21 protein-coding genes are annotated in these 24,826 nt (G+C 65.1%); 12 read left to right on the top strand and 9 right to left on the bottom strand.

Going from position 1 to position 24,826, the window contains the following annotated elements; translation table 11 throughout:
* Nucleotides 1–51: 51 nt before the first annotated feature.
* The 3 genes from QXZ85_RS19950 to QXZ85_RS19940 all read right to left on the bottom strand — a co-directional run bounded on the left by QXZ85_RS19950 (nt 52) and on the right by QXZ85_RS19940 (nt 3,316).
* Entirely contained in the window at nt 52–1,317 is a 1,266-nt protein-coding gene (locus QXZ85_RS19950; protein ID WP_316174685.1) for a methyl-accepting chemotaxis protein, read from the bottom strand.
* A gap of 141 nt (nt 1,318–1,458) precedes the next feature.
* Complete coding sequence (locus tag QXZ85_RS19945) at nt 1,459–2,070, bottom strand: CinA family protein (protein WP_315703895.1); 612 nt, start codon at nt 2,068–2,070, stop codon at nt 1,459–1,461.
* A gap of 64 nt (nt 2,071–2,134) precedes the next feature.
* On the bottom strand, nt 2,135–3,316 hold the full coding sequence (locus QXZ85_RS19940; protein WP_315764361.1) for a bifunctional 2-C-methyl-D-erythritol 4-phosphate cytidylyltransferase/2-C-methyl-D-erythritol 2,4-cyclodiphosphate synthase: 1,182 nt from the start codon (nt 3,314–3,316) through the stop codon (nt 2,135–2,137).
* Nucleotides 3,317–3,745: 429 nt separating this feature from the next.
* Here QXZ85_RS19940 and dusB point away from each other — a divergent pair, with 429 nt between their 5' ends.
* The 8 genes from dusB to QXZ85_RS19900 all read left to right on the top strand — a co-directional run bounded on the left by dusB (nt 3,746) and on the right by QXZ85_RS19900 (nt 14,744).
* Complete coding sequence (gene dusB, locus QXZ85_RS19935) at nt 3,746–4,747, top strand: tRNA dihydrouridine synthase DusB (RefSeq protein ID WP_316174824.1); 1,002 nt, start codon at nt 3,746–3,748, stop codon at nt 4,745–4,747.
* Nucleotides 4,744–5,931 (top strand): nitrogen regulation protein NR(II), encoded by a 1,188-nt coding sequence (locus tag QXZ85_RS19930; RefSeq protein ID WP_315703897.1) that lies wholly within the window; start codon nt 4,744–4,746, stop codon nt 5,929–5,931. Before dusB ends, QXZ85_RS19930 begins: the two co-directional genes overlap by 4 nt.
* A gap of 9 nt (nt 5,932–5,940) precedes the next feature.
* On the top strand, nt 5,941–7,383 hold the full coding sequence (ntrC, locus tag QXZ85_RS19925) for a nitrogen regulation protein NR(I) (protein ID WP_315703898.1): 1,443 nt from the start codon (nt 5,941–5,943) through the stop codon (nt 7,381–7,383).
* Nucleotides 7,384–7,549: 166 nt separating this feature from the next.
* The gene (locus QXZ85_RS19920) at nt 7,550–9,898 is read left to right on the top strand and encodes a PAS domain-containing sensor histidine kinase (protein ID WP_316174683.1); all 2,349 of its coding nucleotides are present in this window, start codon (nt 7,550–7,552) and stop codon (nt 9,896–9,898) included.
* Between the two features lie 17 nt (nt 9,899–9,915).
* Nucleotides 9,916–11,286, top strand: a complete 1,371-nt coding sequence (locus QXZ85_RS19915; protein ID WP_315703900.1) for a sigma-54 dependent transcriptional regulator — start codon at nt 9,916–9,918, stop codon at nt 11,284–11,286.
* Between the two features lie 260 nt (nt 11,287–11,546).
* A complete protein-coding gene (gene hfq / locus QXZ85_RS19910) occupies nt 11,547–11,795 on the top strand; it encodes an RNA chaperone Hfq (protein ID WP_315703901.1) in 249 nt (82 codons plus the stop codon).
* Between the two features lie 11 nt (nt 11,796–11,806).
* Nucleotides 11,807–13,216 (top strand): GTPase HflX, encoded by a 1,410-nt coding sequence (hflX, locus tag QXZ85_RS19905; protein WP_315767860.1) that lies wholly within the window; start codon nt 11,807–11,809, stop codon nt 13,214–13,216.
* Between the two features lie 316 nt (nt 13,217–13,532).
* Nucleotides 13,533–14,744 (top strand): hypothetical protein, encoded by a 1,212-nt coding sequence (locus QXZ85_RS19900; protein ID WP_409977816.1) that lies wholly within the window; start codon nt 13,533–13,535, stop codon nt 14,742–14,744.
* A gap of 91 nt (nt 14,745–14,835) precedes the next feature.
* Here the strand turns inward: QXZ85_RS19900 and mazG are convergent, their stop codons facing one another.
* Nucleotides 14,836–15,648, bottom strand: a complete 813-nt coding sequence (mazG, locus tag QXZ85_RS19895) for a nucleoside triphosphate pyrophosphohydrolase (RefSeq protein ID WP_315767859.1) — start codon at nt 15,646–15,648, stop codon at nt 14,836–14,838.
* A 125-nt stretch (nt 15,649–15,773) separates the two neighbouring features.
* Between mazG and queC the strand changes: the two genes are divergently transcribed.
* Complete coding sequence (gene queC / locus QXZ85_RS19890; RefSeq protein WP_315767858.1) at nt 15,774–16,481, top strand: 7-cyano-7-deazaguanine synthase QueC; 708 nt, start codon at nt 15,774–15,776, stop codon at nt 16,479–16,481.
* Nucleotides 16,482–16,551: 70 nt separating this feature from the next.
* Here queC and QXZ85_RS19885 read toward each other — a convergent pair whose 3' ends face one another.
* The 4 genes from QXZ85_RS19885 to nthA form a co-directional block, all read right to left on the bottom strand.
* Nucleotides 16,552–17,295 (bottom strand): hypothetical protein, encoded by a 744-nt coding sequence (locus QXZ85_RS19885; protein WP_315767857.1) that lies wholly within the window; start codon nt 17,293–17,295, stop codon nt 16,552–16,554.
* A 185-nt stretch (nt 17,296–17,480) separates the two neighbouring features.
* Nucleotides 17,481–17,867: a nitrile hydratase accessory protein gene (locus tag QXZ85_RS19880; protein ID WP_315703907.1), complete on the bottom strand. Its 387-nt coding sequence runs from the start codon at nt 17,865–17,867 to the stop codon at nt 17,481–17,483.
* Nucleotides 17,864–18,526, bottom strand: coding sequence for a nitrile hydratase subunit beta (gene nthB / locus QXZ85_RS19875; RefSeq protein WP_315767856.1), 663 nt, complete (start codon nt 18,524–18,526; stop codon nt 17,864–17,866). Before nthB ends, QXZ85_RS19880 begins: the two co-directional genes overlap by 4 nt.
* Nucleotides 18,526–19,146: a nitrile hydratase subunit alpha gene (gene nthA / locus QXZ85_RS19870; protein ID WP_315767855.1), complete on the bottom strand. Its 621-nt coding sequence runs from the start codon at nt 19,144–19,146 to the stop codon at nt 18,526–18,528. The genes nthB and nthA overlap by 1 nt, the downstream gene beginning before the upstream one ends.
* A 194-nt stretch (nt 19,147–19,340) precedes the next feature.
* On the opposite strand from nthA, the gene QXZ85_RS19865 reads away from it, so the two are divergent.
* The 3 genes from QXZ85_RS19865 to QXZ85_RS19855 all read left to right on the top strand — a co-directional run bounded on the left by QXZ85_RS19865 (nt 19,341) and on the right by QXZ85_RS19855 (nt 23,155).
* Nucleotides 19,341–20,810 (top strand): GH1 family beta-glucosidase, encoded by a 1,470-nt coding sequence (locus QXZ85_RS19865; protein ID WP_316174679.1) that lies wholly within the window; start codon nt 19,341–19,343, stop codon nt 20,808–20,810.
* A gap of 107 nt (nt 20,811–20,917) precedes the next feature.
* Nucleotides 20,918–22,030, top strand: a complete 1,113-nt coding sequence (locus QXZ85_RS19860) for a S1/P1 nuclease (RefSeq protein WP_315703911.1) — start codon at nt 20,918–20,920, stop codon at nt 22,028–22,030.
* Nucleotides 22,031–22,285: 255 nt separating this feature from the next.
* Nucleotides 22,286–23,155 (top strand): hypothetical protein, encoded by an 870-nt coding sequence (locus tag QXZ85_RS19855; RefSeq protein ID WP_315703912.1) that lies wholly within the window; start codon nt 22,286–22,288, stop codon nt 23,153–23,155.
* 207 nt (nt 23,156–23,362) lie between these two features.
* Here the strand turns inward: QXZ85_RS19855 and QXZ85_RS19850 are convergent, their stop codons facing one another.
* Nucleotides 23,363–24,784: an FAD/NAD(P)-binding protein gene (locus tag QXZ85_RS19850; protein WP_315767853.1), complete on the bottom strand. Its 1,422-nt coding sequence runs from the start codon at nt 24,782–24,784 to the stop codon at nt 23,363–23,365.
* Nucleotides 24,785–24,826 lie beyond the last annotated feature (42 nt).

The following is a 24,826-nucleotide window of genomic DNA, read 5'->3' as shown; positions in this document are numbered from 1 at the left end:
ACTACGATGACGGAGGATCTCCGGCGGGTTACGGCCTGCGGCCGACGTGCCTTACGCCGCTTGTACCGCGGTGAGGAAGTCGCGGACCTTGTCGCGCAGCGCTTCGGCTTGCTTGGCGAGTTCGCCGGCCGCGCCCAGCATTTGCCGCGCGGCTTGGCCGGCGGAATCGACGGTCTGGCTGACGGCGCCGATATTGCCGGCCACCTCGCGCGTTCCGTTCGCCGCCTGGTTGACGGAGCGGGCAATCTCCTGGGTCGCCTGGCCCTGATGCTCCACCGCGACCGCGATCGTCTTGGCGATGTCGCTGATCTGGCCGATGGTGCCACCGATCCCCTGGATCGCCGTCACCGTGTCGCCGGTGGCGCGCTGCATGGCGCTGATATGCGCGCTGATCTCGTCGGTCGCCTTGGCGGTCTGGCTGGACAGGCTCTTCACTTCGGCAGCGACCACGGCAAAGCCGCGCCCGGCGTCGCCGGCGCGCGCCGCCTCGATGGTTGCGTTGAGCGCCAGCAGATTGGTCTGGCTCGCGATCGCATTGATCATGTCGGTCACCGCGCCGATCTTGGCCGCAGCGTCGGACAGGCTGTTCACGAGCTGGTTGGTGCGGGCGGAGGCATCGACCGCCTCGGCGGCGATGGTCGAGGAGGTCGCGACCTGACGGTTGATCTCGCTCACCGAGCTCGACAGTTCCTCGGTCGCGCCGGCGACGGATTGCACGTTGGAGGAAGCGGAGCTCGAAGCCGCCGCCACGGTCGCAACCCGCTGCGCGGCCTGCTCGGCCGTCGAAGTCAGCGAGGCGGCCGTGGTTTGCACCTCACGCGATGCGGCGGAGATCGCATTGGCAATGGTGCCGACCGTGGTCTCGAGGTCCTTGGCCAGGGCGCCCAAGACGCGCTTCTTCTCCTCGCGTGCTGCGACCAGATCGGAGAGGTCGCGGCGATAGCTCAGGAGCACCGGCTTGCCTTCGATTTCGACGGGGACCAGCGTGATCTGCACCAGCGCGTGCGTGCCATCGGCGCGCTTCGTGGTCCATTCGAAGCTAGCATGGCCCTCCCGCTGGGCCTTCGCATTCATCTCGCCGACCATGTCGGCGGACCGGCGGCCGTTCGGCTGGATTTCGGGCGCCAGCGCGGCCGGCGAGCGCGACAACAGATCGGCCTTGCTGCGGAAGCCGCCGAAGCGGACAGCCGCCTCGTTGCAGGCGATGATCTTGCCCTCGGACAGCACCAGGATGGTGTCGCGACAGCGCTCAAAGATCGCATCCAGCAACAGATTGTGCTTCTGCTGCTCCGCCGCCTTGCCCGAAAAAAGCTTCATCGAATCCATCCCCCGCCCGTGACATTGTTGCCCAAGCCGTAGCAGGGGAAAATTAACCAAAACCTTATGCGCGGGTTCGTCAGTCCTCGGGTCGCGTTTCCTGCGGATGAGGAGCCGCGAGGATGTGCATGAAGCGACTGACTACGTCCGCGGCGGCCGCGGCCGCTTCACCGGATGCAGGCGCGGGGCGCGTGCCACGCGCGGGCGCAGGCGCGAGGCGGCGGCGCGTTTCGGCTTCACCGCGGTTTGCGGCCGCGCCAGCTCCATCAGCATGCGCAGCGCCTCGACCACCGAGCGGGTGCGCACCGCGCTGCGGCCGATCGCGCCGAAGCGCTGCTCGCGGTTGATGATGCGGCCGTCGCGCGCGGCGCAGGCGAAGTGCACGAGGCCAACCGGCTTGCCCGGGGTGGCGCCGCCGGGGCCGGCGATGCCGGTGATGGCGACCGCGAGATCGACGTCGGCGCGCTCCAGCGCACCGACCGCCATCTGGATTGCGGTCTCCTTGCTGACGGCGCCGAAGGTCTGCAGTGTCGAGGCGTTGACGCCAAGCATCGCCCGCTTGGCCTCGTTCGAATAGGTGACGAAGCCGCGGTCGACGACATCGGAGGAGCCGGGAATCTCGGTCAGCGCCGCGGCGACCAGGCCGCCGGTGCAGGATTCGGCGGTGGCGATGGTCAGCTTGCGCGAGCGGCAGAGATCGAGCAGCGCGCGGGCGAGGGCGCTCGTGGAGACCGTTTGACGTTCGCTAGCCATGTCCCGCGTTTCCCCATGCGAACGTCAGACCGAACTCTCCGCAGGCGTCAACTCGCTCATCACGCTAAGCGCTCCAGGGCAGGCGGATGGTGGCGCTCGCGGTCGCAGCGATGCCTTCCTCGCGGCCGGTGAAGCCGAGCTTCTCGCTGGTGGTGGCCTTCACGGCGATGCGAGAGATGTCGACCCCAGAGATCTCCGCGATTCGCGCCCGCATCTGGTCGCGCAGCGGGCCGATCTTGGGCCGCTCGCAGATCATGGTGACTTCGAGATTGGCGATGCGGCCGCCGCGCGCGGTGACGCGCTCGATGGCATATTTCAGGAACTGGTCGGAGGAGGCGCCCTTCCACTTCATGTCACTGGGGGGGAAGTGCGAGCCGATGTCGCCGTCGGCCAAAGCGCCTAAAATTGCATCAACCAGAGCGTGTAAACCGACGTCGCCGTCCGAATGAGCCAGGAAGCCTTTGCTATGCGGTACGCGCAGGCCGCAGAGCCAGACGTGATCGCCGGGCCCGAACGCATGCACGTCGTAACCGGTGCCGGTCCTGATGTCGCCGAGCGCAGCTGCCAGCCGTGCCTCCTCGCGCACGAAGTCTTCCGGTGTGGTGAGCTTCATATTGGCAACATCGCCCTCGAAGGTGGCTACGGTCAATCCCGCCCATTCGGCAATCGCCGCATCATCTGTGAACTCGGTGAGACCATCGCGCGCGGCGCGGCGATGCGCCTCCAGAATGATATCGAACTTGAACGTCTGCGGCGTCTGCGCGATCCGCAGTTTCGCGCGCTCCGGTGTCGCAGTGATGTTGCCGGTCTTGCCGACCTGCTTGATCGTGTCATTGACCGGGATCACGGGGATCGCGGCGCCGGTCCGGTTGGCCGCGACGATCGCGCGCGAGATTACGGCCGGAGAGACGAACGGGCGCGCGGCATCATGGATCAGCACGATTTCGGGCCGGTGCGGCGCCAACGCTTCGAGGCCGGCGAGCACGGAGGCCTGCCGCGTCGCGCCGCCATTCGCCGGCGCGGCATGGCGCAATCCGCTGACGGCGGCGTTGAACACATCGATGTCGTCCGGATTCACCACCGGCTGGACGATGTCGACCTCGGGGTGCTCGGAAAAGGCCGCGAGCGCGCGATGGATCACGGTGCGGCCGCCGATGCTGCGGTACTGCTTGGGGCCGCCGCTGCCGGCGCGCAGACCGCGCCCGGCCGCGACGAGGATAGCTGCAGTCCGCTGAGAAATGGTCATGGGATCAGGCTACTAACGAAGACAAAGCTTCACGGGGGAGGTTGAGGCGCGCTTCTTACATCGGCGGAGGCAGATAGGCGAGGGCGATCACGGAGGAGGCGATGCCGGATGCGTCGCCGATGATCTCGCGCCGCATCTGCTCCGCAAAGATGCGAAGGTGCCCCCGCGACGAATCGATGGTTGCCCGAGAGGCCTTGGAGCCATGCAAAAACCCGGGTCACGACCAGTTTACCATGACCGTTCAACAAGCATATTTTGCTGCGCTGCACTTGAAAGATGGGTGGTTTTGGCTAAAGTGTAGGCATAACGCTTGACTGCCCAATCGTTGTGCTCAAGAGTGCAAGGCGGTCGCAATGATGCGTCTGATCAGCTCGTGAGTCGTCCGTGACCGGTCCGGCCAAGATTAGTGCCAAATCTACCACCAAGCCCTTGAGAATAGGCGAAGTTTCGCTCGCCAACCGGGCCGTCCTGGCGCCGATGTCGGGGGTCACCGATGCGCCGTTCCGCCGCTTGGCGGCCGATCTCGGTGCCGGGCTCGTCGTCTCCGAGATGACCGCCAGCGACGATCTCGTGAGGGGGCGGTGGATATCCCGGCTGCGCTGCGAGGCCAGCGGCATTGGGCCGCATGTGGTCCAGCTCGCCGGCTGCGAGGCGCATTGGATGGCGGAAGGCGCGCGCGTCGCAGCCGATGCCGGTGCCGACATCATCGACATCAATATGGGCTGCCCGGCGCGTCACGTCACCGGCGGCCAGTCCGGCTCGGCGCTGATGCGCGACCTCGACCATGCGCTGGGCCTGATCGAGGCGACGATCGCGGCGGTCGAGGTGCCCGTGACCCTGAAGATGCGGCTCGGCTGGGACGAGCGCAGCAGGAACGCGCCGGAGCTGGCACGCCGCGCCGAAGCCGCCGGGGTCAAGCTCATCACCGTGCACGGCCGCACCCGCAGCCAGTTCTACAAGGGCGAGGCGGATTGGGCGGCGGTACGCGCGGTGAAAGATGCTGTGACCGTGCCGGTCGTCGTCAACGGCGACATCACCTCGTATGCGGACGCGCGCGCGGCGCTCGATGCCTCCGGTGCCGACGCCGTGATGATCGGCCGCGGCGCGCAAGGCGCCCCCTGGCTGCCCGGCCAGATCGGCCGCCGGCTCGACGGCGGCGCGGACGAGGGCGCGCCGGAGCTCGCGCAGCAGCTCGCCTATCTGACGACGCTCTACGACGAGATTTGCCGCCACTATGGCGAGCGGGTCGGCCTTCGCCACGCCCGCAAGCATCTCGGCTGGGGCCTCGATGTCGCCGCCCAGACGGCGCGCGCGCCCCAGGACAAATTGAAGATGTGGCGCCAGCGCATCCTCACATCAGAACAGCCGGCCGATGTGCATCGGCAGCTTCCCGACGCCTTCGATGACTTTGCCTGGAGTGCAGCCGCATGAGCACCGCCGCAGAACAGCGCAAGCAGCCGCCATCCGATGGCGATGCCGTTCTCAACGCCTTGCCCAATCCGGTGCTGGTGGTCGGGCCGGACGGGATGATCGTGGACGCCAACATGGCGGCGGAATCCTTTTTCGATTCCTCCACGCAATTCCTGCAGCGGCAGTCGCTGAAGAAACTGGTGCCGTTCGGCAGTCCGCTGTTGGCGCTGATCGACCAGGTCCGCACCACCAGCGCCCCGGTCAACGAATACAAGGTCGATCTCGGCACGCCGCGCACCGGCGCCGACCGGCTGGTCGATCTTCATGTCGCGCCGCTGCCCGAGCGGGCCGGCCATATCGTGGTGATGCTGCAGGAACGCACCATCGCCGACAAGATGGACCGCCAGCTCACCCATCGCAGCGCCGCGCGCTCGGTGATCGCGCTGGCCGCCATGCTGGCGCATGAAATCAAGAACCCGCTCTCCGGCATCCGCGGCGCCGCGCAGCTTCTCGAACAGCAGGCCTCCTCAGAAGACCGCATGCTGACGCGGCTGATCTGCGACGAGGCCGACCGCATCGTCACCCTGGTCGATCGCATGGAGGTGTTCGGCGACGATCGCCCGGTGGCGCGCGGGCCGGTCAACATCCACTCCGTGCTCGATCATGTGAAGCGGCTGGCGCAATCCGGCTTCGCCCGCAACGTCCGCTTCATCGAGGATTACGATCCTTCGCTGCCGCCGGTGCTCGCCAACCAGGATCAGCTGATCCAGGTGTTCCTGAACCTGGTCAAGAACGCCGCCGAGGCGGTGGTGGATCTCGGCACCGACGCCGAGATCCAGCTCACCACCGCGTTCCGTCCCGGCGTGCGGCTCTCGGTGCCCGGCAAGAAGTCGCGGGTGTCGCTGCCGCTGGAGTTCTGCGTCAAGGACAACGGTCCCGGCGTGCCGGAAGACCTGATGCCCAATTTGTTCGATCCGTTCGTGACCACCAAGCCGACCGGGAGCGGCCTCGGTCTTGCATTGGTCGCGAAAATCATCGGCGACCATGGTGGGATCATCGAGTGCGAGTCGCAGCCGCGCAAGACCACTTTCCGGGTGCTGATGCCGATGTACAGCGCCAACAAACAACCAGACCACAGCCCAGATAGACGACATGGCGATGACGTTGCCGGGACGCCGTTGCATGCCTCACAGGGATCAAGATGAGGACGACCCATGCCTGCAGGTAGCATTCTAGTCGCGGACGACGATACGGCGATCCGCACGGTCCTGAACCAGGCGTTGTCGCGCGCCGGCTACGAGGTCCGGCTCACCGGCAACGCTGCCACCTTGTGGCGCTGGGTCAGCCAGGGCGAGGGCGATCTCGTCATCACCGACGTGGTGATGCCGGACGAGAACGCGTTCGACCTGTTGCCGCGCATCAAGAAGATGCGGCCGAACCTGCCGGTCATCGTGATGAGCGCGCAGAACACCTTCATGACCGCGATCCGGGCGTCGGAGCGGGGGGCTTACGAATATCTGCCGAAGCCGTTCGACCTGAAGGAGCTGATCGCGATCGTTGGCCGCGCGCTGGCCGAGCCGAAGGAGCGCGCGGCGGCGCAGCCGGACGATTCCGAGTTCGAATCGATCCCGCTGGTCGGCCGCTCGCCGGCGATGCAGGAGATCTACCGCGTGTTGGCGCGGCTGATGCAGACCGACCTCACCGTGATGATCTCGGGCGAGTCCGGTACCGGCAAGGAGCTGGTGGCGCGCGCGCTGCACGATTACGGCAAGCGCCGCAATGGCCCGTTCGTCGCCGTCAACATGGCGGCGATCCCGCGCGACCTGATCGAGTCCGAGCTGTTCGGTCATGAGCGCGGCGCCTTCACCGGCGCCAATGCCCGCGCCTCCGGCCGCTTCGAGCAGGCCGAGGGCGGCACGCTGTTCCTCGACGAGATCGGCGACATGCCGATGGAAGCCCAGACGCGGCTTTTGCGCGTGCTGCAGCAGGGTGAATACACCACCGTCGGCGGCCGCACCCCGATCAAGACCGACGTGCGTATCGTCGCCGCCTCCAACAAGGACCTGCGTATCCTGATTCAGCAGGGCCTGTTCCGCGAAGACCTGTTCTTCCGCCTCAACGTGGTGCCGCTTCGGTTGCCGCCCTTGCGCGAACGCATCGAGGACCTGCCGGATCTTGTCCGGCATTTCTTCGCGCTGGCGGAGAAGGACGGGTTGCCGCCGAAGAAGCTCGATGCCGCGGCGCTGGAGCGGCTGAAGCAACACCGCTGGCCCGGCAACGTGCGCGAACTGGAAAACCTCGCCCGGCGTCTGGCCGCCCTCTATCCACAGGACGTGATCACCGCCTCCGTGATCGATGGCGAACTGGCGCCGCCGGCGGTCACGACCGGCGCCAACGCATCGCAATCGATCGACAATCTCGGCGGCGCGGTCGAGGCCTATCTGTCCTCGCACTTCCAGGGCTTCCCGAACGGCGTGCCGCCGCCGGGCCTGTATCACCGTATCCTCAAGGAGATCGAGGTGCCGCTGCTCACTGCGGCGCTGGCGGCCACCCGCGGCAACCAGATTCGGGCGGCCGACCTGCTCGGCCTCAACCGTAATACGCTGCGCAAGAAAATTCGCGACCTCGATATCCAAGTCTACCGCAGCGGGGCCTGACGGCGCATTTCGAACCAGCCGGGCTCGATTACCGCTGGAATTAAACTGGACAAGTCCGCGCCGGCTCCGAGCGCCGCGGATTTGTCGCAATTCGGCAACATTGTGGTAGGAATGCATCAGTCCGAATCGTCGGACTTCCCCGCGTTCAGCCACAACCCTTGCCGGAATGACCAACGCAGAGACCTCGGTCCCCCCGTTCGATTCGTCGCCCCCCGAAGGGCGGCGCTGGACGTGGCGTACCTTATTGGCGCCGGTGGCGGTGGCGCTGGCGCTTGGGTCCGCCTTTTTGACCTTCGTCGTGCTGGTCGGGCTGACCCCGATCGAACCGACCGAGGAGGTCGTCAACACCTTCTACCTGGTCGATGCCGGCACCATCCTGATCCTGGTCGGGATCATCATCCGCGAGGTCTGGCAGATGGTCCAGGCCCGCCGGCGGGGCCGGGCGGCGGCGCGGCTGCACGTGCAGATCGTCAGCCTGTTCTCGATCATCGCGGTGCTGCCGGCGGTGCTGGTGGCGATCGTCGCCAACGTCACCATCGACCGCGGCCTTGACCGGCTGTTTTCAGGGCCCGCGCGGGAGGCGATCCAGAATTCGCTGACGGTGGCGCGCGCCTATACTTACGAGCATGCGCAGCTGATCCGCGGCGACATTCTCGGCATGGCCAACGACATCGCCCATGCGAGGCCGCTGTTCGATCAGGATCGCGCCACCTTCCGCGAGATGCTCACCTCGAGTGCCGTGTCGCGCAATCTGCCGGGCGCGATGCTGATCGACAAGGACCGCAACGTGCTGGAAACGGCGCAGACCGGCGTCCAGTACAGCTTCCAGACCCCGCCGGCCGATTTCCTCAGCAACGTCAACGAGACCGAGCCGCAGATCGCGGTGTTCCCCGAGGCCAATTACGTCGCGGCGGTGATCCGCCTGCGTGCCTTCAACGACACCTTCCTCTATGTCGCACGGCTGCTCGATCCGCGCGTGGTGGCGCAGCTCAAGCAGACCGAGCTGTCGGTTGCCGAATATGCACAGGTCGAGTCCCGCCGCGTCGGCATCCAGGTCGCATTCGCGCTGATGTTCGCGGTGATCGCGCTGACCATCCTGATGGCCGCCGTGCTGCTCGGGCTGAATTTCGCCAACGGGCTGGTATCGCCGATCCGCCAGCTGATGAACGCGGCCAAGACAGTCTCGACCGGCGATCTCAACGTGAAGGTGCCGGTCCACGCGTCAGAGGGCGATCTTGCCCAGCTCGGCGAGACCTTCAACAAGATGACGCAGGAGTTGCGCACCCAGCGTGACGAGCTCGTCAACGCAAGCGAGCTGATCGACAGCCGCCGCCGCTTCATCGAGGCCGTGCTGTCGTCGGCCTCCGCCGGCATCATCGGGGTCGATGCGTCAGGCTCGGTCGGCATTCTCAACCGCTCGGCGGAGAAGCTGATCGGGCATGCCGAATCAGAGACGCTCGACCATCCGCTCTCGGACGTGCTGCCCGAGCTGGACGAGATGATGAAGACCGCGCGCGAAGGCAAGCAAAGGCTGGTGCAGGGCCAGATCACGATCCAGCGCGACGGCAACGAGCGTAATCTCTCGGTGCGGGTCACTGCGGAGCAGACCAACCAGGCGCGCGACAGCTACATCATCACGCTCGACGACATCACCGAATTGGTCTCGGCACAGCGTACGTCGGCCTGGGGCGACGTGGCGCGCCGCATCGCGCACGAGATCAAGAATCCGCTGACGCCGATTCAACTTTCCGCTGAACGGATTCGCCGCAAATTCGGCAAGGTCATCACCGAGGACAAGGCCGTATTTGAGCAATGTACCGAGACGATCGTGCGGCAGGTCGACGATATCAGGCGAATGGTCGACGAGTTCTCACGTTTCGCGCGGATGCCGAAGCCGGTGATGGAAGGCGAGGATGTCGCCGATACCGTGCGTCAGGCCGTGTTCCTGATGAAGGTCGCCCATCCCGAAATCGATATCGAGACGGACATCAAGCAGGATCCCCTGCGCGCGCAGTTCGATCGCCGGCTGATTTCGCAGGCGCTGACCAACATCATCAAGAACGCAACCGAGGCGATCGAGGTGGTGCCGCCGGAGGAGCTCGGCAAGGGCCGCATCGACGTGGTGGCCGCTCGGGAGGGCGAGGACGTCTTGATCGATGTGATCGACAATGGCATCGGCCTGCCCAAGGTGGCGCGGCAGCGGCTCCTTGAGCCCTACGTCACGACGCGTGCCAAGGGCACCGGCCTTGGCCTCGCGATCGTCGGCCGCGTTCTGGAGGACCACGGCGGGCGGCTCGAATTGAAGGACGCGTCCGATTTTCGTCCGGGCCAGCGCGGCGCCTGGATGCGGCTGCGCTTTGCGCTGTCGGGACAGGCGGCCAAGCCGGACGCGAAGGAGCAGGGCGGCCCGGGGGCTGCCGCACCTGCGCAAACAAATGCATCGGCCGGGGAAACCGCAGGGCCGGCAGAGACGACCAATGACGAAGCGAAAATCAAAGCCGCCTCAGGCGGCTGACGAGACAGGCGTGATCCATGGCGAGTGATATTCTGATTGTCGACGATGAGGCCGATATCCGGGAGCTGGTCGCCGGCATCCTGGACGACGAGGGCTTCACGACGCGCACCGCGCGCGACAGCGATTCGGCACTGGCCGAGATCGCGAGCCGCCGCCCGCATCTGGTGTTTCTCGACATTTGGCTGCAGGGCTCCAAGCTCGACGGTTTGCAGTTGCTGGAGCAGATCAAGAAGGATCATCCCGACCTTCCGGTCGTGATGATCTCCGGCCACGGCAACATCGAGACCGCGGTCGCCGCGATCAAGCGTGGCGCCTACGATTTCATCGAGAAGCCGTTCAAATCCGACCGGCTGATCCTGGTGGCGACACGGGCGCTGGAGAATTCGCGTCTGAAGCGCGAAGTCCGCGAACTGAAGCAGCTGGCGCCGACTGCGAGCGTGATGACGGGCCGGTCGCCTGCGATGAATCAGCTGCGCCAGACCATCGAGCGTGCAGCCAAGGCGAACAGCCGAATCCTCATCGTTGGCCCGCCTGGTTCCGGCAAGGAGCTCGCCGCGCGTACTTTGCATGCGGCTTCGCCGCGCGCCGAGGGGCCGTTCATCGTGATCAATGCCGCGGCGATCACACCGGAGCGCATGGAAGAGGAGTTGTTCGGCGTCGAGCTGTCGAATGGCGAACAGCCGCGCAAGACCGGGGCGCTCGAGGAAGCACATGGCGGCACCTTGTTCGTCGACGAGATCGCCGACATGCCGCGCGAGACCCAGAACAAGATTCTGCGGGTGCTGGTCGACCAGACCTTCCAACGCTCGGGCGGCACCACCAAGGTACATGTCGACGTCCGAATCATTTCGTCCACCGCGCGCAATCTCGAAGAGGAGATCGGGGCCGGCCGTTTCCGCGAGGATCTCTACCATCGCCTCTCGGTGGTGCCGATCCGCGTGCCTCCGCTCGCCGAACGGCGCGAGGACATTCCGGAGCTGATCGACTACTTCATGGACCAGATCTCGGCGACGACCGGCCTGCCGAAGCGGCAGATCGGACAGGACGCCATGGCCGTGCTGCAGTCGCATGTCTGGCCGGGCAATGTGCGCCAGCTCCGCAACAACGTCGAACGCGTGATGATTCTCGCCGCCGGTGGGCCTGAGGTGATCATCACCGCCGACATGCTGCCGCCCGATGTCGGCTCGATGGTGCCGGCGATGCCGACCAGCAATAATGGCGAGCACATCATGGGCTTGCCTTTGCGCGAGGCACGCGAGGTATTCGAGCGCGACTATCTGATCGCCCAGATCAGCCGTTTTTCCGGGAATATCTCGCGCACCGCGGAGTTCGTCGGGATGGAACGATCGGCCTTGCATCGCAAGTTGAAGGCGCTGGGGGTCGGGTAGTGGTGCGACGTTCGCTCTACGAGAGCGATTTTGCTCGGGACAAGGGGGCATTTTCCGCAGTTTTACGGGAGAATTGCCAGTGTTTCGGAACTGGTGTGCGCGTAAGCGGCTTGCCTATTGATCGCGGCTGCCTTCTAATCCTACCGCCCATGCTCCGCGAGGGGGATCTCACTGGAGCATAGGCAACCTGAAATGGTCCGACTGGCGTCGGATCGCGGACGGTTCAATAAGAAAAAAGCACAAGACGCGAGATAACAACAATGGCGGCAGACCGCGCTCAAAATCTACAAGACACCTTCCTCAACCACGTTCGCAAGACCAAGACACCACTGACGATCTTTCTGGTGAACGGGGTAAAGTTGCAGGGGATTGTCACTTGGTTCGACAATTTCTGCCTGCTGCTTCGGCGCGATGGGCATTCGCAGCTGGTCTACAAGCATGCGATCTCGACCATCATGCCGGGGGCACCGATCCAGCTGTTCGAAGGCGGCGAGGACTCATCGGCGTGAGAGTGATCTGATTGGAACCTCGTGAGCGCAATGGGGGCGCCGACCGATCGAGGTCGGCAGATGGTCAGGATCCCGAACGGGTTAAACACACCGGGCGGGTGGTCGTCATCGGTCCGTATTTGCGCCCACGCCGCGGCGATGGCGCCGCGCCGCAAGGCTCGTCCCAAGGCTTATCCGATGCACGCGATTTCGAGGCACGGCTCGACGAGGCCAAAGGACTGTCACGCGCCATCGACCTGACGGTGGCGGACGCGGTGATCGCGCCGATCGGCCAGATCAGGCCTGCAACCTATCTCGGCAAGGGCAAGGTCGACGAAATCGGCGCATTGATCGCCGGCCATGGCATCGAACTCGTCGTCATGGACTGCGCGCTCGCGCCGATCCAGCAGCGCAATCTGGAGAAGGCCTGGAATACCAAGGTGCTCGACCGCACCGGGCTCATTCTCGAGATCTTTGGCCGCCGCGCCAAGACCAAGGAAGGCGCGCTGCAGGTCGAGCTTGCGCATCTCAACTATCAGCGCAGCCGCCTGGTTCGCTCCTGGACCCACCTGGAGCGCCAGCGCGGTGGCTTCGGCTTCATGGGCGGTCCCGGCGAGACCCAGATCGAAGCCGACCGCCGGCTCATCGGCGAGCGCATCACCCGGCTCGAGAACGAGTTGAAGAAGGTGCAGGCGACGCGAAGGCTGCATCGTGCCGGACGCCAGCGCGTGCCCTACCGCGTGGTGGCACTGGTCGGTTACACCAATGCCGGCAAATCAACCCTGTTCAACCGGCTCACGCGCGCCGACGTGCAGGCCGCCGACATGCTGTTCGCTACGCTCGATCCGACCCTGCGCGCCATCAGCCTGCCGCATGGCGGCAAGGCCATGCTGTCCGACACCGTCGGCTTCATTTCCAACCTGCCAACCCAACTCGTCGCGGCCTTCCGCGCCACGCTGGAAGAGGTGCTGGAGGCGGACGTGATTCTGCATGTGCGCGACATCTCGCATGAAGACGCAGAGGCGCAGCAGCAGGATGTCGAGATGGTGCTGAGCCAGCTCGGCATCGATCCGCATGCCAGCGACAACCTCATCGAGGTCTGGAACAAGATCGATCGCCTGGACGCCGCCGCCCGCGAGAACCTCGTCAACACCGCGGCGCGCCGGTCGCCGGAACGGCCGTGCCTTTTGGTCTCGGCGGAAACGGGGGAGGGTGTGGATATCTTGTTGCAGGCGATCGAGGACCGGCTCGCAGCCGCGCGCATCACCCTTGATCTCTCCATCGATGCTGCCGATGGCGCTGGCATCAGCTGGCTGCATCGCAACGCCGAAGTGCTCGACAAGGAGTTGCATGACGGCCGCTACGAGATGACGGTGCGTGTCGATCCCAGCAAGCGCGACATCGTCGTCGATCGCTATCACGCCGTGCCGAGGGTGGCGTGAGGAAGCGTGAGGCCGGTCTGACGGGTCTTGGAGTGCTCCTGCGGTTCCAAGCTTCGTAATCGAGGACTCGCGAGATGATGCGGACCTTCGGAGCTGGGTACTGTTCCAGGTCCGGGTTCAACGTTGGAGTGGCGCGCCAACGCTCCGCGAGAGGTCGGACCCGAGGAGGGCAATGTGGCGGGCCGGCGACAGCGCGTGACAGGAAATGTGCTGTGCGGTCTCTCGGCAAGATCATGCCCCGAAAAAGAACCAAAGTGCGACGAGGACTTCATCCTCCGGTAATTGCGCTTCGGGCAAAGACGGCTCCTTGAGACACATGGACATCGGCGGTGATTTGATGGACGGCTCGCGCGCGGTCAGCGAGAAGGGAACCGCACGGCAGGCCACCGTTAGCCGGTCGTACCGGTGGGGGCCTGCCTGGGGCGTTTTGCTGCTTTCATGTGTGATCGTCAGGCCGGCCGCATCGACAGAAGATGCGGCACGGGTTGAATCGACCGTTGTCGACATCGAGAAGAGCCAGGGAGAGCGGGAGTCTGCACCTGCCGCCGAGGCGCAAGAACCGCGGCCGAAAATCGCTTCGCCCGTGCCCGAAGCGCAGAACCCAACGCCCGGCAACGCTGCGCCGGGAGTCTCCGCGCAGTCGGTGAAGGGAGAAACGGAAGGAGTGGCGCGATCGCCACAGGCGCAGAAATCCGACGGCAAGGCCACGGCTGCGCCGCAACTCGTGCTGCCTGCCGACGTCGCCCAGAAGGTTGGCCATAAGATCTGGCTCAACGAAACCGGCGGCAATCGCAACGCGGTCACGTCGTGGAATGCCAACGAGGACTTCGCCTCGCTGGGTGTCGGTCACTTCATCTGGTTTCCGGCCGGGAATCCGACGGCGTTCGAGGAAAGCTTTCCGGCCCTGCTCGCATTCCTGCGCAAACAAGGGGCCCATCTCCCGCCGTGGCTGGACAAGACACCCATTCCTCACTGTCCCTGGATCAACCGGGCAGAGTTCAAGAGAAACTTCAACTCGCCCGAGATGCAGCAACTGCGACAGTTTCTGCTCGCGACCGTGCCCGGACAAATTCAGTTCCTCGTAGCCAGAGCCCAGGGCGCGATCGACAAGATCCTCGAAAACACGCCTGATGTGGCCGAGCGCGAGCACATCGTCGTGCAGTTCTCGCGCATCGTACAAGCCTCCAAGGACCTCTATCCGTTGATCGACTACATCAACTTCAAGGGAGAGGGCACCAACCCGGCCGAAACGGCCGTCAACCGGCAGACCGGAAATCGGCAGGGATGGGGGCTGAAGCAAGTGCTCCTCAGCATGAACGGCACGTCGAGCGATCGGGCGGCCGTGCTCGCAGAATTTACCGATGCAGCGCAGTCGGTCCTGCAGCAAAGGGTTCGTAATCTTCCAACCAACCACATCTGGGAGGCCGGCTGGCTGCGCCGCGTCGAGACCTATCGCCGTCCGATCGCCGATCTGGACGTGAGCCCCATGCGAGGTCGGAAGCGAGTCGTCGCGCGCGAAGATGGTTAGTTGCGCGCGCGATCCGGCAACGTGCGTGTAGCTTGAACGCTAAACAGGCTGCATCACGTCGGGTGACGCCGCGCCATCGACCGGTGCGTAGCTATTTCTCCTGCGCCTTCGCCTCGTTCCACAATTCGTCCATCTCGTCGAGCGAAGCGTCGGCCGGTGCGCGGCCGTTCGCGGCAAGCGCGCCCTCGATATAGGCGAAACGCCGCTCGAACTTGGCGTTGGTCGAGCGCAGCGCCGTTTCAGGATCGACCTTGGCGTGACGGGCGAGGTTGACCAGTGCGAACAACAGGTCGCCGGTCTCTTCGGTCAGCTGCGTCGCGTCGCCGCCATCGAGTGCGGCTTCGATTTCGTCGGCCTCCTCGCGGATCTTTTGCAGCACCGCGCGCGGGTCGTTCCAGTCGAAGCCGACGGTCGATGCCCGACGCTGCAGCTCCATCGCGCGCACGAGCGCCGGCTGTCCGGCCTTCACGCCGGAGAGCAGGCTGGGTGCGGCCGCCTCGGCCGGCCGGCGGGCGGCGCGCTCGGCCTTTTCCTCTGCCTTGATACGGTCCCAAGTGCCCTTGGTCGGCTGCGTGATCTTACCGTCCTTGTCGGGAAACACGTGCGGGTGGCGCCGGATCATCTTGGTGGTGATGGCTTCGACCACGTCCCCGAACGCAAATTCCTGCTGCTCCTCGGCGATGCGGGCGTGATAGACCACCTGCAGCAGGAGGTCGCCGAGCTCCTCCTTGAGATCGTCGAGGTCGCCGCGGATGATCGCATCCGCGACTTCATAGGCCTCCTCGATTGTGTAGGGAGCGATGGTCAAAAATGTCTGCTCCAGGTCCCACGGGCAGCCGGTCACCGGCGTGCGCAGCTGGGCCATGATCTCGATGAGGCGGGAAATGTCGCGGGACGGCGTCATGTGAAGTCCTGGAACAGGCGAGTTTCGAAGGCCTGTATGCCTCAAGAGCGGCGCGCGTCCCAGCGAAAACCCGCTCAGTGCCGCACCCTGTTGGCCCCTAGCGCAGGGAGTGCTAATCGGGGCCGATGACAACTCTGGACAAAACCGCACTGGTGCTGTTCTCGGGCGGACAGGATTCCACCACCTGCCTGGCCTGGGCGTTGGACCGTTTTGTGCGGGTGGAAACCATCGGCTTCGCCTACGGCCAGCGCCATGCCATCGAGCTCGACTGCCGGACGCGGCTGGTCGACGGCATCAAGCACCTGCGGCCCGATTGGGCGGACAGGCTCGGCGAGAGCCATACGCTCGAGATCCCCACATTGGCTGCGATCTCGGAGACGGCGCTGACCCGCAATGTCGCGATCGAGATGGGAGCGGATGGCCTGCCCAATACCTTCGTGCCGGGCCGCAACCTCGTGTTCCTGACATTTGCCGCCGCGCTCGCCTATCGGCGCGGCATCGCCGATATCGTCGGCGGCATGTGCGAGACCGACTATTCCGGCTATCCGGACTGCCGGAACGAGACCATCAAGGCGCTGCAGACCGCCCTCAATCTCGGCATGGCCAGGAATTTCGAGCTCCACACACCGTTGATGTGGTTATCGAAGGCCGCGACCTGGCAACTTGCGCATGACCTCGGCGGAGCAGGGCTGGTCGATCTGATCCGCGACCATTCCCACACCTGCTATCTCGGTGAGCGTGGCGCCCGGCACGATTGGGGCTATGGCTGCGGCCAATGCCCGGCTTGCGAGTTGCGCGCCAAGGGGTGGCGCGAATACGCCGCCGGCGTTTAGTTCGTTCCGTTGCAACCAGTCATCGGGTGCTTCCGTCCGACGGCTCGCAAGACCGGGCAGCAGTCTCGGGTCAGGCGGCCGCTTCGTCGCTCTCCTCGGAAACAGTCGGATGGGCCGAAGGCGGCTCCGTTTGGGCGACGGCGCTGGCCGGCGGCTCCGCTGTTGCCTTGGTGAGATCGCGATAGGCGATCTCGCGCAGGTCCTCATCGATACCGGCCTCGTCGGCCGGCGCGGAGGGAGCGCGGACAGCGACGATGTCATCGTCGACGAGATCGGCGTCGATATCGAGCGGCAAAATAGGGGACTGCATCGGAGTATCCGTCGCAGCGCTTAGGCCGGCCTCTGCATGCAGAGTCTCTTCGAGCTCGGCGGGTGCTGGTTCGCCGGCCTCGGCATGGGGCGCCGGCATCTCGGGCTCCGCGAAGATCGCCACGGTTTCCAGAGCGGCCGCAGCCTCTGTCATCGCCGGTTCGTGCGACCGGCCCGCGCCCTCGTCATCCTTGCTCCGAACGCCGAGATCGATCGCGATCTCCTCGATCAGCCGGTCGATTGCAAGCAGGGCGCGATATTCCGGAAGGCTGTTCAGATGCTGCTCGTATCGGTTGCGGGCAAATTGCAACGAGTCGATCACTTCGGCGGCGATCGGCGACAGAGAAGCCTCGGCGTTCTGCAGTGCATGGGCCGCCCGTTCGGTCGAGCGGTCGACCTGCAGAAAGGCTTCATATTGCGGAATCAGTTTAAGCTGCTCGTGATAGTCCTGTCGCAGTGCGACCAGCGAATTCACGATGTTTCCGAAGGATTCGACCTCAGACATGTTTGCCCCCTGACTCTCTTCGCTTCGAGATCACGCGCGAGTACGCGACCGGCGCGGGCGGAATGATACGAATCTCGGCACCTATGCGCCACCACCTGACTTGCGAATTTCCCGGCGATGGTTGCGATAGGGTTGCGCCGATCTCGCACGCCGATAGGTGCGCAAACTGACGGCCTCGCACGGCTTCAATCGGAAAAATCCGCGGGTATCAGTTCGATCGGCTTGCCGTGCGGGGTGCGGTCGGCGGCGTGATCCCATGCGTCGCGATAGCGCGTCAGGGTTGTGGCCGATGTGACGCCTTTTTCCGCGACCAGCCGCTCAAGCGTCGCGAGCCAATGCAGGTAGTAGGTCTCGCCGGTGTCGGCGTCGCCGGCCGCTTGTGCGCGCGCGATCTCGTCGGCCAGTGCTGCAGCCCATTCGCCCCATGTGAACAGGCCGCGCGCATGCAGGGAGACCGCGATCGCAAATGCATGGGCTTCCCAGGGGGCGCGGAACACCGGACCCTCATCGTCGCGAGGAATGTCGGGCAGGGCACGCGCGGCCTCCCGCGCGGCGTTGCGCTCCACGCTCATCCCGCCGGCTCCAGGTAGGGCTCGAACGCATCCACCGTGACTTCGAGCATCGGATCGGGTGCGTCTGGCCACAGCTCCGCGCCGCTGAAGGAGACGGTGTAGAGCCATTGCGGATCTTCGCCGGCGCCGCTTGCATTGCTGTCGGGAAAGACGTGCACGCCCCTGACCGCTTCGATGCGGCCGGTGTGGCCGCGCACGTAGCGCGGCAGACGGGTGTGTGTCGGCGGATGAATGTCCTTGGCGCGCACGCGAGCGCCCACCGGATAGAGTGCCGGTCGTGTGACTTCGCGCTCGCTCGGGCCGCCCCGATGCAGCATTGCGGCGACGCCGTCCGCAGTCAGAATTCTTGCGACGGGCTTGGCCGGATGCAGTGATCGACCGGCGGCGATCTCATCTGCCTCCAGGAGATGACGGGCCTGCATGAGGCGTTCGAGACCGGCGAGCCAGATCTCGTAATAGCTCATGCCGAGATAGTCGGCCGCCGGCCGGTTCTCGCGCGCAAAGCGCGACATATCGATGTTCCAGCCACCCGGCATCGCCATTGCCAGGGTCATCGCAAACGCGCGACGCTCCCATTCGGCATGGAACACCGGCTCGTTCGGCTCCGGCCGCACCGGGCCGGACCAGGGCACCCCGCCCATGTCATGCGCGCCATCCATTACGCCACCTCGCCCGGTTGCTTCGGCAGGCCGGTGCCGATCATGCTGTCGCGGGTGACGAGCTCGGCGAGCTTCTCCTCGCTCCAGCCCTCGGTGCCTTCGGGGCGCATCGGCAGCACGAAATAGCGGATCTCGGCGGTCGAATCCCACACGCGGATCTTGGTGGTGGGCGGCAGCTCGAAACCGAAATCCTGCAGGACGCCGCGCGGATCCTTCACCGCCTTGGCCCGATAGGGCGCCGATTTGTACCAGACCGGCGGCAGGCCCAGGACCGGCCAGGGATAGCAGGAGCACAGGGTGCACACGACCATGTTGTGCAGCTCGGGCGTATTCTCGACCGCGACGATATGCTCGCCCTGGCGGCCGGCATAGCCGAGCTCGCCGATCGCAGGCGTCGCATCGGCCAGCAGGAGGGCGCGAAACGCGGGATCGGTCCACGCCCGGGCCACGACGCGGGCGCCGTTGCGCGGGCCGACCTTGGTCTCATAGGTCTCGATCAGCACGTCGAGCGCGGCCGGATCGATATAGCCCTTTTCGGTCAGGATGGATTCGAGCGCACGAACGCGCAGCTCGGTCTTGGTCAGCTCCGAGTGATCATGGTCGTGAGGGTGATCTGTCATGGCGCAACCATAGGCGCAATCGAGCCGGACTGTCGAGACGACGGTGCATGGCCGTAATGACCTCGATATGATGCTATGATTGGCCCGGATTCACGGCGACAGCCGTTCAAAACGCGCTGAAGATGTGGTTCCTACTGCCGTCGGCGCTCATGTACCCGGCGACGACTGAAGCCCTATGTGTTCAAGGACAGCCAATGCCAAACGATGTCTCCCGTCGCGATTTTGCCAGGCTGGCCGGTCTGGCCGCCCTTGGAACGGGAGGCGCGACTGCGACAGCACAGGAGAGGCCCGTGACGAACGAGCCAGCAGCGCCCGGCCGCCATTTCCCGCACGACTTCGTCTGGGGCACCGCGACCTCGTCCTACCAGATCGAGGGGGCAGCCAGGGCCGACGGTCGCGGGCCTTCGATCTGGGATGTCTTCACCCATGCGCCGGGCCATATCGAGGACGGCAGCACCGGTGACGTCGCCTGCGATCACTATCATCGCTACAAGGACGATGTCGGCCTGATCAAGGAACTCGGCTGCAAGGCCTATCGGTTCTCGATCGCCTGGCCGCGGCTGTTTCCGGATGGCGGCAGCACGCCGAACCCGAAAGGGCTCGATTTCTACAACAGGTTGGTGGACGAGTTGCTCGCGAACGGCATCGCGCCCTATGCCACGCTGTATCATTGGGATCTGCCGCAGGCGCTGCAAGAGCGCCTCGGCGGCTGGCGTTCGGCCGAGACCGCGAAGGCTTTCGCCGATTACGCCGGCTACGTCGCCGAGCACTTGAGCGATCGCGTCAAGACCATCTTCACCGTGAACGAATGCGGACGTTTCATCCCGTTCGGTTATGGCCTCGGCATCGACGCGCCCGGGCTGAAACTGCCGCAAGGAGAGGTGAACCAGGCGCGGCACCACGTAGCGCTGGCGCATGGGCTCGCGGTGCAGGGGATCCGGGCCAGGGGCCGCGCGGGTACGCAAGTCGGCATGGCCGAGAACATCACGGCCTGCGTACCGGCGATCGACACGCCGGAGAACATCCGTGCCGCCGAGATCGCCACGCGCGAATTGAACGCAGGCTTCCTCAACGTGATCCTGGAAGGCCGCTATACCGACGCCTTCCTGGCCTGGGCCGGCAAGGACGCCCCGAAATTCACTGCGGACGAGTTGAAGATCATCTCGGCGCCGGTCGATTTCGTTGGGCTCAACATCTATGCGCCGCAGGCCTATGTGGTCGCGAGCGACAATGCGCCCGGGTTCCAGGCGCTGCCGATGCCGTCCTCGTTCCCGCATATGAGTTCTCCCTGGCTCCTGGTCGGGCCGGAGATCGCCTATTGGGTGCCAAGGTTCGCGGCCAAGATCTGGGATCTGAAGACGATCTACATCACCGAGAACGGCACCTCCTCGGACGACAAGGTAAGTCCGGACGGCAAGATCCACGACCTCGATCGGGTGATGTACCTGCGCAACTACCTGGCCCAACTGCAGCGCGCGACCGCGGAGGGCGTGCCGGTGAAAGGCTATTTCCTCTGGAGCCTGATGGATAATTTCGAATGGGTGTTCGGCTATCGGCAGCGCTTCGGCGTCTATCACGTCGATTTCGACACCCAGGCTCGCACCCCCAAGCTCAGCGCGTCCTTTTATCGCCATGTGATCGCAAAAAATGCGCTGCTGGCGTGACGAGCGCTAACCCAACGTCATAGTTCGCGCAGAAGATGCGATGCTGCCGTTGCCGCATCGAACATTGTATGAAGGCGACAGTCACAACGGGGATCGTGGAGGCGGGCATGGGACGCATCACTTTCATCCTGGCTATGCTGTCCGCACTTTGCCTGCAGCCGGGCAGGGCGTTGGCATGGGGGGCTCAGGGGCACGAAGTGGTCGGGGACATCGCCGCGAAGCTGATCGCCGACAATGCCAATGCGACCAAGCAGGTCCATGACATCCTCAACGACCCGCTGCCGTCCGACGCCGAGATCAAGGCCATGAAAGACCGCCACGTCTGGCGCCAGATCGGGCTGCAACAGGCGGGTCCGTGGGCGGATTGCGTCAAGGCTGTCGCACACCACGATGGCAACCGCTTCAAATACGAGCTCGATCCCAACCATCCCGAATATGAAACGGCGTGCATTCCGTTCAATTCGGCACTCGAACGGGCCCGCATGGAGGACTATGTCAGCCGCAACTGGCACAGCGAAACCTGCTCCTACCAGCCGTCCGGTTTCGAACAAGGCTGCCACAACACCTTCCATTTCGACGACGTTGCGATCCAGCGCGATGCTTTCGACCGCAGCGAGGTCGGCACCAACCCCCACGACCTGGTCGCGGCGGTCAATGCCGCACTCGCCGTGCTGACCGACAAGCCGGCCCCGGCGCCGTTCTCGATCCGCGACAAGAAGGAAGCGTTGCTGCTGCTCACGCATTTCGTCGGCGACCTGCATCAGCCGCTGCATGTCGGCGCGGTCTATCTCGATGCGCAGGGCGTCCTGGTCGACCCTGATGCCGCGCGTCAGGACAATCCTGACAACCAGACCGCCGGCGGCAATCTGATCCAGGACCAGAATGTCAACCTGCACGCCGAATGGGACGACATTCCATTCGACATTGGCCACGCCGCGACGCGCGAACTGCTGGCGGCCGCACGTGCGGTGCCGGCAAGTTCCGGGCCGCTCGAGAATTGGGCGGGGGATTGGGCGACCGACACGCTGCAGGTGGCCAAGACCGCCTTTCAGGGGCTCAGCTTTGCGCAAACCGATCCACCCCCGCATCCGAAATGGGCGGTGATATTTCCGGATCGTCTGACTTACATGCACCTTGCCGACGAGATCAAACGGCAGCAACTGGCGAAGGCGGGTGCCCATCTCGCGCAGATCCTCAACACGATCTGGCCGAAGAACTGATCAGCATGAAATGCGCTTCTCGTGCCGCACGCAGCGCGTGATGCGGCCGGCACACACTGTGCAACTAATTTGAGTTGGCTGCGCTTCTGTGCCGCAGGGTTCACAGACTTGCCTTAAACCCGTGGTGCAGCCTAGTTGGCGTCGGATCACTCGTTCCGGCCATCAACCGAGATTCCGTTCATGCGCATGTATGCTTCTTCGTCAGCCGTCGCCCATCGTGCCGGCGCGTTCTGTTGCGTCCTTTTCGCGATATTCATGAGCGTGCCGGCGCACGCGCAGGCGGCCTCGCCCGAACCGTCGGCGCCGGCCGCCACTGAAAAGTCCGACCAAGCAAAGACGGTCGCGCCAGATGGGAAGCCGGCGGCAGCTGAGCAGAAGCCCGCGGCCGCTGAGTCCGGCCAATCCGGCGCGGAGCCTGAGAAGCCTGCAGCAGCCCAGGAGAAAGCGCAGACCGAACCGCAATCGGCGCCTGCGCAAGGCGACTCCGTAGCCGCGAAGGATCGGCCGTCCGCGGCGGTCGAACCCCCGGCGGCCGGCGCCGAGAAGCCCGCGGTCGCCGACGAGAAGAAAGAGTCGGACAAGCCCGCTCAGGCTGAGGAGAAATCCGCTGTCGTGCCGGAGAAAGCGGTAGCCGCACCGGAGCCCGCCGCAGCACGGAGCGACAAGGTTCCGGCGGTTGAGCCGAAGCCGTCCGAGAAGGCGGCTGCCGTTCCGGAGAAGCCGGCTGACACCAAGACGGCGCCAGCGCCTCAGGACAAGCCGACCGCCGCGGACGAGAAGAAGCCCGCAATCGAGGAGGCCAAACCAGCGGCGGCACAGGACAAGCCGGTTGCAGCGACGCCCGCGCCTGCAGCGCCGAGCCAGGCGAAGTCAGCAACTCCCCCGAAGCCGGCAGCCAAGCCGAAGGTTACGACGCGCGCCTCGGAACACGTCGAACACGATGCGCCAAAGCCGCGCAGACATCATGCACGCGACGAAGACGAGGAGCCCGTCGTCAAGCGCAAGCACCGTGCCCACGTCGCCCACCGCCACGAGGCCGATCTCAGGTGCATGCATTTCCGCACCTATGACGCGGATCGTGGCACGTACCGCGGCTACGACGGACGCATCCATTCCTGCAAATGAGCCCAGGTCGATGTGGATTGCTGGTCGCGCCAGCTCAGCACCGCGAGCCTTGATTGGTTCGGCTCGCGATGTCTGGCAGCCATGACATGCCCCGCCGGCGGACAAACGCGAAGAAAGCTGGACTGGAGCTGACTGGGCCTGGCCTGATCGCCAGTCTCGAAAATCTACCCGGCGCTGAACGCTGAAAGCCGATGCGTTGGCGCCATACTAGATCGCGACCTGCTGGTCCGTGACGGGAGGCTGCACACCGATCACCTCGGACAGCAGGGCTGCGCGGCCCTGCACGAGTTGCGCCGCGAGCGCCGCGCACTGGTTGCGGATGTCAGGGATGGCCATGATCTCCCAGAACGCGGCGCGGGTCAGCGGGCCGATCGCAAACAGCCGTTGCGACAACGTTCCGTCCGCGTGGATGATCGTGCACTCGGCCGTGACGTCGATGCCGATCCGAAGCGGATCGAGTCGCGCCAGCCCCTGATCGAACAGGCTGCGGACGGCAGGATTGATGGTTGCCCGCGGATCGCGGACGATGCCCGTGCAATCGACGATCGCACCGACCTCGATAGTTTCGGCCTCCGGCCGGCCGCGCCGGCGATAACGAACCCGAGCGCCGCTCGTGCCGCCTTCGATGCCGACCAGTTTGGCAGCCGTCACTGTCAGCTGGCCGTCCGCGATCGCCTCGACGATGCGCGCCTCGACCTCCGGCGCCATGCGGTGCCGATGCACGTCCCACCAAGCCCTGGCATGCTCCAGGAAGCTGCGCTTGGCGGAAGCTGGCAGCTCGCGCCACAGCTGGTGGCTGAAAGGTCTGACTGCATCGATCACGCTGCGCCAGTCGCCGCCCGCCGCCACATGGGCCGCGATGCGTTGCCGGAACCAGCGCAGCAAGGTGCTGGCGCCGGCGCCGAAAGGAATATCTTCCTCCCGGATGGACAGCGGCGCCGTGCGCCGATGGCCTCTGGCCATCAGGCCGCGGCGCGACATCGCGATGATGGGCCCGCGATGACCTTCGCGCAGCAAGGTCAGCACGTAGTCAGCCATGGTCAGGCCGGTGCCGAGGATCAGCACGGCCGCGTCCTTGCTGAAGCCGGGAACGGATGGAGAAATCCAGGGATCGGCGTGCCAAGCCGATCGGGCGGTCGCAGCGTCGTGACCTGTTGCGAGCACAGCGACATCGCCGACGAGACGCGAACCATCGGCCAGGCTGACAGTGACGTTGCCCCAGCCCTCGCTCACCGCGATGCATTCGCCACGGACGATCGTGAGACGCTGCTCGCCGTGCTCCGGCGATAGAAACGGATCCACCAGGCTTGCGATGTAATCGCCATAGAGGCGGCGAGGGACGAAGCAGTAGGGATCGGGGCGGAACGGCGCGGCGTTTGGACTCGTCGACAACCAGCGCCAGAAGTGATCGGGATCGTCGGGCAGGGCGCTCATATTGGCCGCGCGGACGTTGAGGAGATGATCGGCATTGCCCGTGTGATAAGCAAGCCCGCGGCCGATCTCACAGCGCTTTTCGATCAGCGTGACGCGGAAATCGGAATGTGGATGCTGCAGCAGCTGATAGGCGAGCAGCACGCCCGAGGCACCGCCGCCGATAATGATTGCGTGTCGTTCCGGGAAGCAGCTCATCCGAGGCGCCTCGTTCTTTGAGAGCGGCAAACGCGTAAGTTT

Source organism: Bradyrhizobium sp. SZCCHNGR1005, assembly GCF_032489995.1.
Taxonomy (GTDB): domain Bacteria; phylum Pseudomonadota; class Alphaproteobacteria; order Rhizobiales; family Xanthobacteraceae; genus Bradyrhizobium.
The sequence above is the reverse complement of the archived record's forward strand: the minus strand, read 5'-3'. Positions and strand labels throughout refer to the sequence as shown.

What these genes read in the sequence shown, in the direction of transcription:
- QXZ85_RS19860 (WP_315703911.1), top strand. Translation starts at nt 20,918, where the DNA reads ATGGGACGCATCACTTTCATCCTGGCTATGCTGTCCGCACTTTGCCTG.
- QXZ85_RS19920 (WP_316174683.1), top strand. Translation starts at nt 7,550, where the DNA reads ATGACCAACGCAGAGACCTCGGTCCCCCCGTTCGATTCGTCGCCCCCC.
- nthA (WP_315767855.1), bottom strand. Translation starts at nt 19,146, where the DNA reads ATGACAGATCACCCTCACGACCATGATCACTCGGAGCTGACCAAGACC.
- QXZ85_RS19940 (WP_315764361.1), bottom strand. Translation starts at nt 3,316, where the DNA reads ATGACCATTTCTCAGCGGACTGCAGCTATCCTCGTCGCGGCCGGGCGC.
- QXZ85_RS19850 (WP_315767853.1), bottom strand. Translation starts at nt 24,784, where the DNA reads ATGAGCTGCTTCCCGGAACGACACGCAATCATTATCGGCGGCGGTGCC.
- QXZ85_RS19900 (WP_409977816.1), top strand. Translation starts at nt 13,533, where the DNA reads ATGGACATCGGCGGTGATTTGATGGACGGCTCGCGCGCGGTCAGCGAG.
- nthB (WP_315767856.1), bottom strand. Translation starts at nt 18,526, where the DNA reads ATGGATGGCGCGCATGACATGGGCGGGGTGCCCTGGTCCGGCCCGGTG.
- QXZ85_RS19915 (WP_315703900.1), top strand. Translation starts at nt 9,916, where the DNA reads ATGGCGAGTGATATTCTGATTGTCGACGATGAGGCCGATATCCGGGAG.
- QXZ85_RS19945 (WP_315703895.1), bottom strand. Translation starts at nt 2,070, where the DNA reads ATGGCTAGCGAACGTCAAACGGTCTCCACGAGCGCCCTCGCCCGCGCG.
- QXZ85_RS19855 (WP_315703912.1), top strand. Translation starts at nt 22,286, where the DNA reads ATGAGCGTGCCGGCGCACGCGCAGGCGGCCTCGCCCGAACCGTCGGCG.
- QXZ85_RS19880 (WP_315703907.1), bottom strand. Translation starts at nt 17,867, where the DNA reads ATGAGCGTGGAGCGCAACGCCGCGCGGGAGGCCGCGCGTGCCCTGCCC.
- QXZ85_RS19950 (WP_316174685.1), bottom strand. Translation starts at nt 1,317, where the DNA reads ATGAAGCTTTTTTCGGGCAAGGCGGCGGAGCAGCAGAAGCACAATCTG.
- QXZ85_RS19885 (WP_315767857.1), bottom strand. Translation starts at nt 17,295, where the DNA reads ATGTCTGAGGTCGAATCCTTCGGAAACATCGTGAATTCGCTGGTCGCA.
- QXZ85_RS19930 (WP_315703897.1), top strand. Translation starts at nt 4,744, where the DNA reads ATGAGCACCGCCGCAGAACAGCGCAAGCAGCCGCCATCCGATGGCGAT.
- mazG (WP_315767859.1), bottom strand. Translation starts at nt 15,648, where the DNA reads ATGACGCCGTCCCGCGACATTTCCCGCCTCATCGAGATCATGGCCCAG.
- QXZ85_RS19865 (WP_316174679.1), top strand. Translation starts at nt 19,341, where the DNA reads ATGCCAAACGATGTCTCCCGTCGCGATTTTGCCAGGCTGGCCGGTCTG.
- queC (WP_315767858.1), top strand. Translation starts at nt 15,774, where the DNA reads ATGACAACTCTGGACAAAACCGCACTGGTGCTGTTCTCGGGCGGACAG.
- hfq (WP_315703901.1), top strand. Translation starts at nt 11,547, where the DNA reads ATGGCGGCAGACCGCGCTCAAAATCTACAAGACACCTTCCTCAACCAC.
- ntrC (WP_315703898.1), top strand. Translation starts at nt 5,941, where the DNA reads ATGCCTGCAGGTAGCATTCTAGTCGCGGACGACGATACGGCGATCCGC.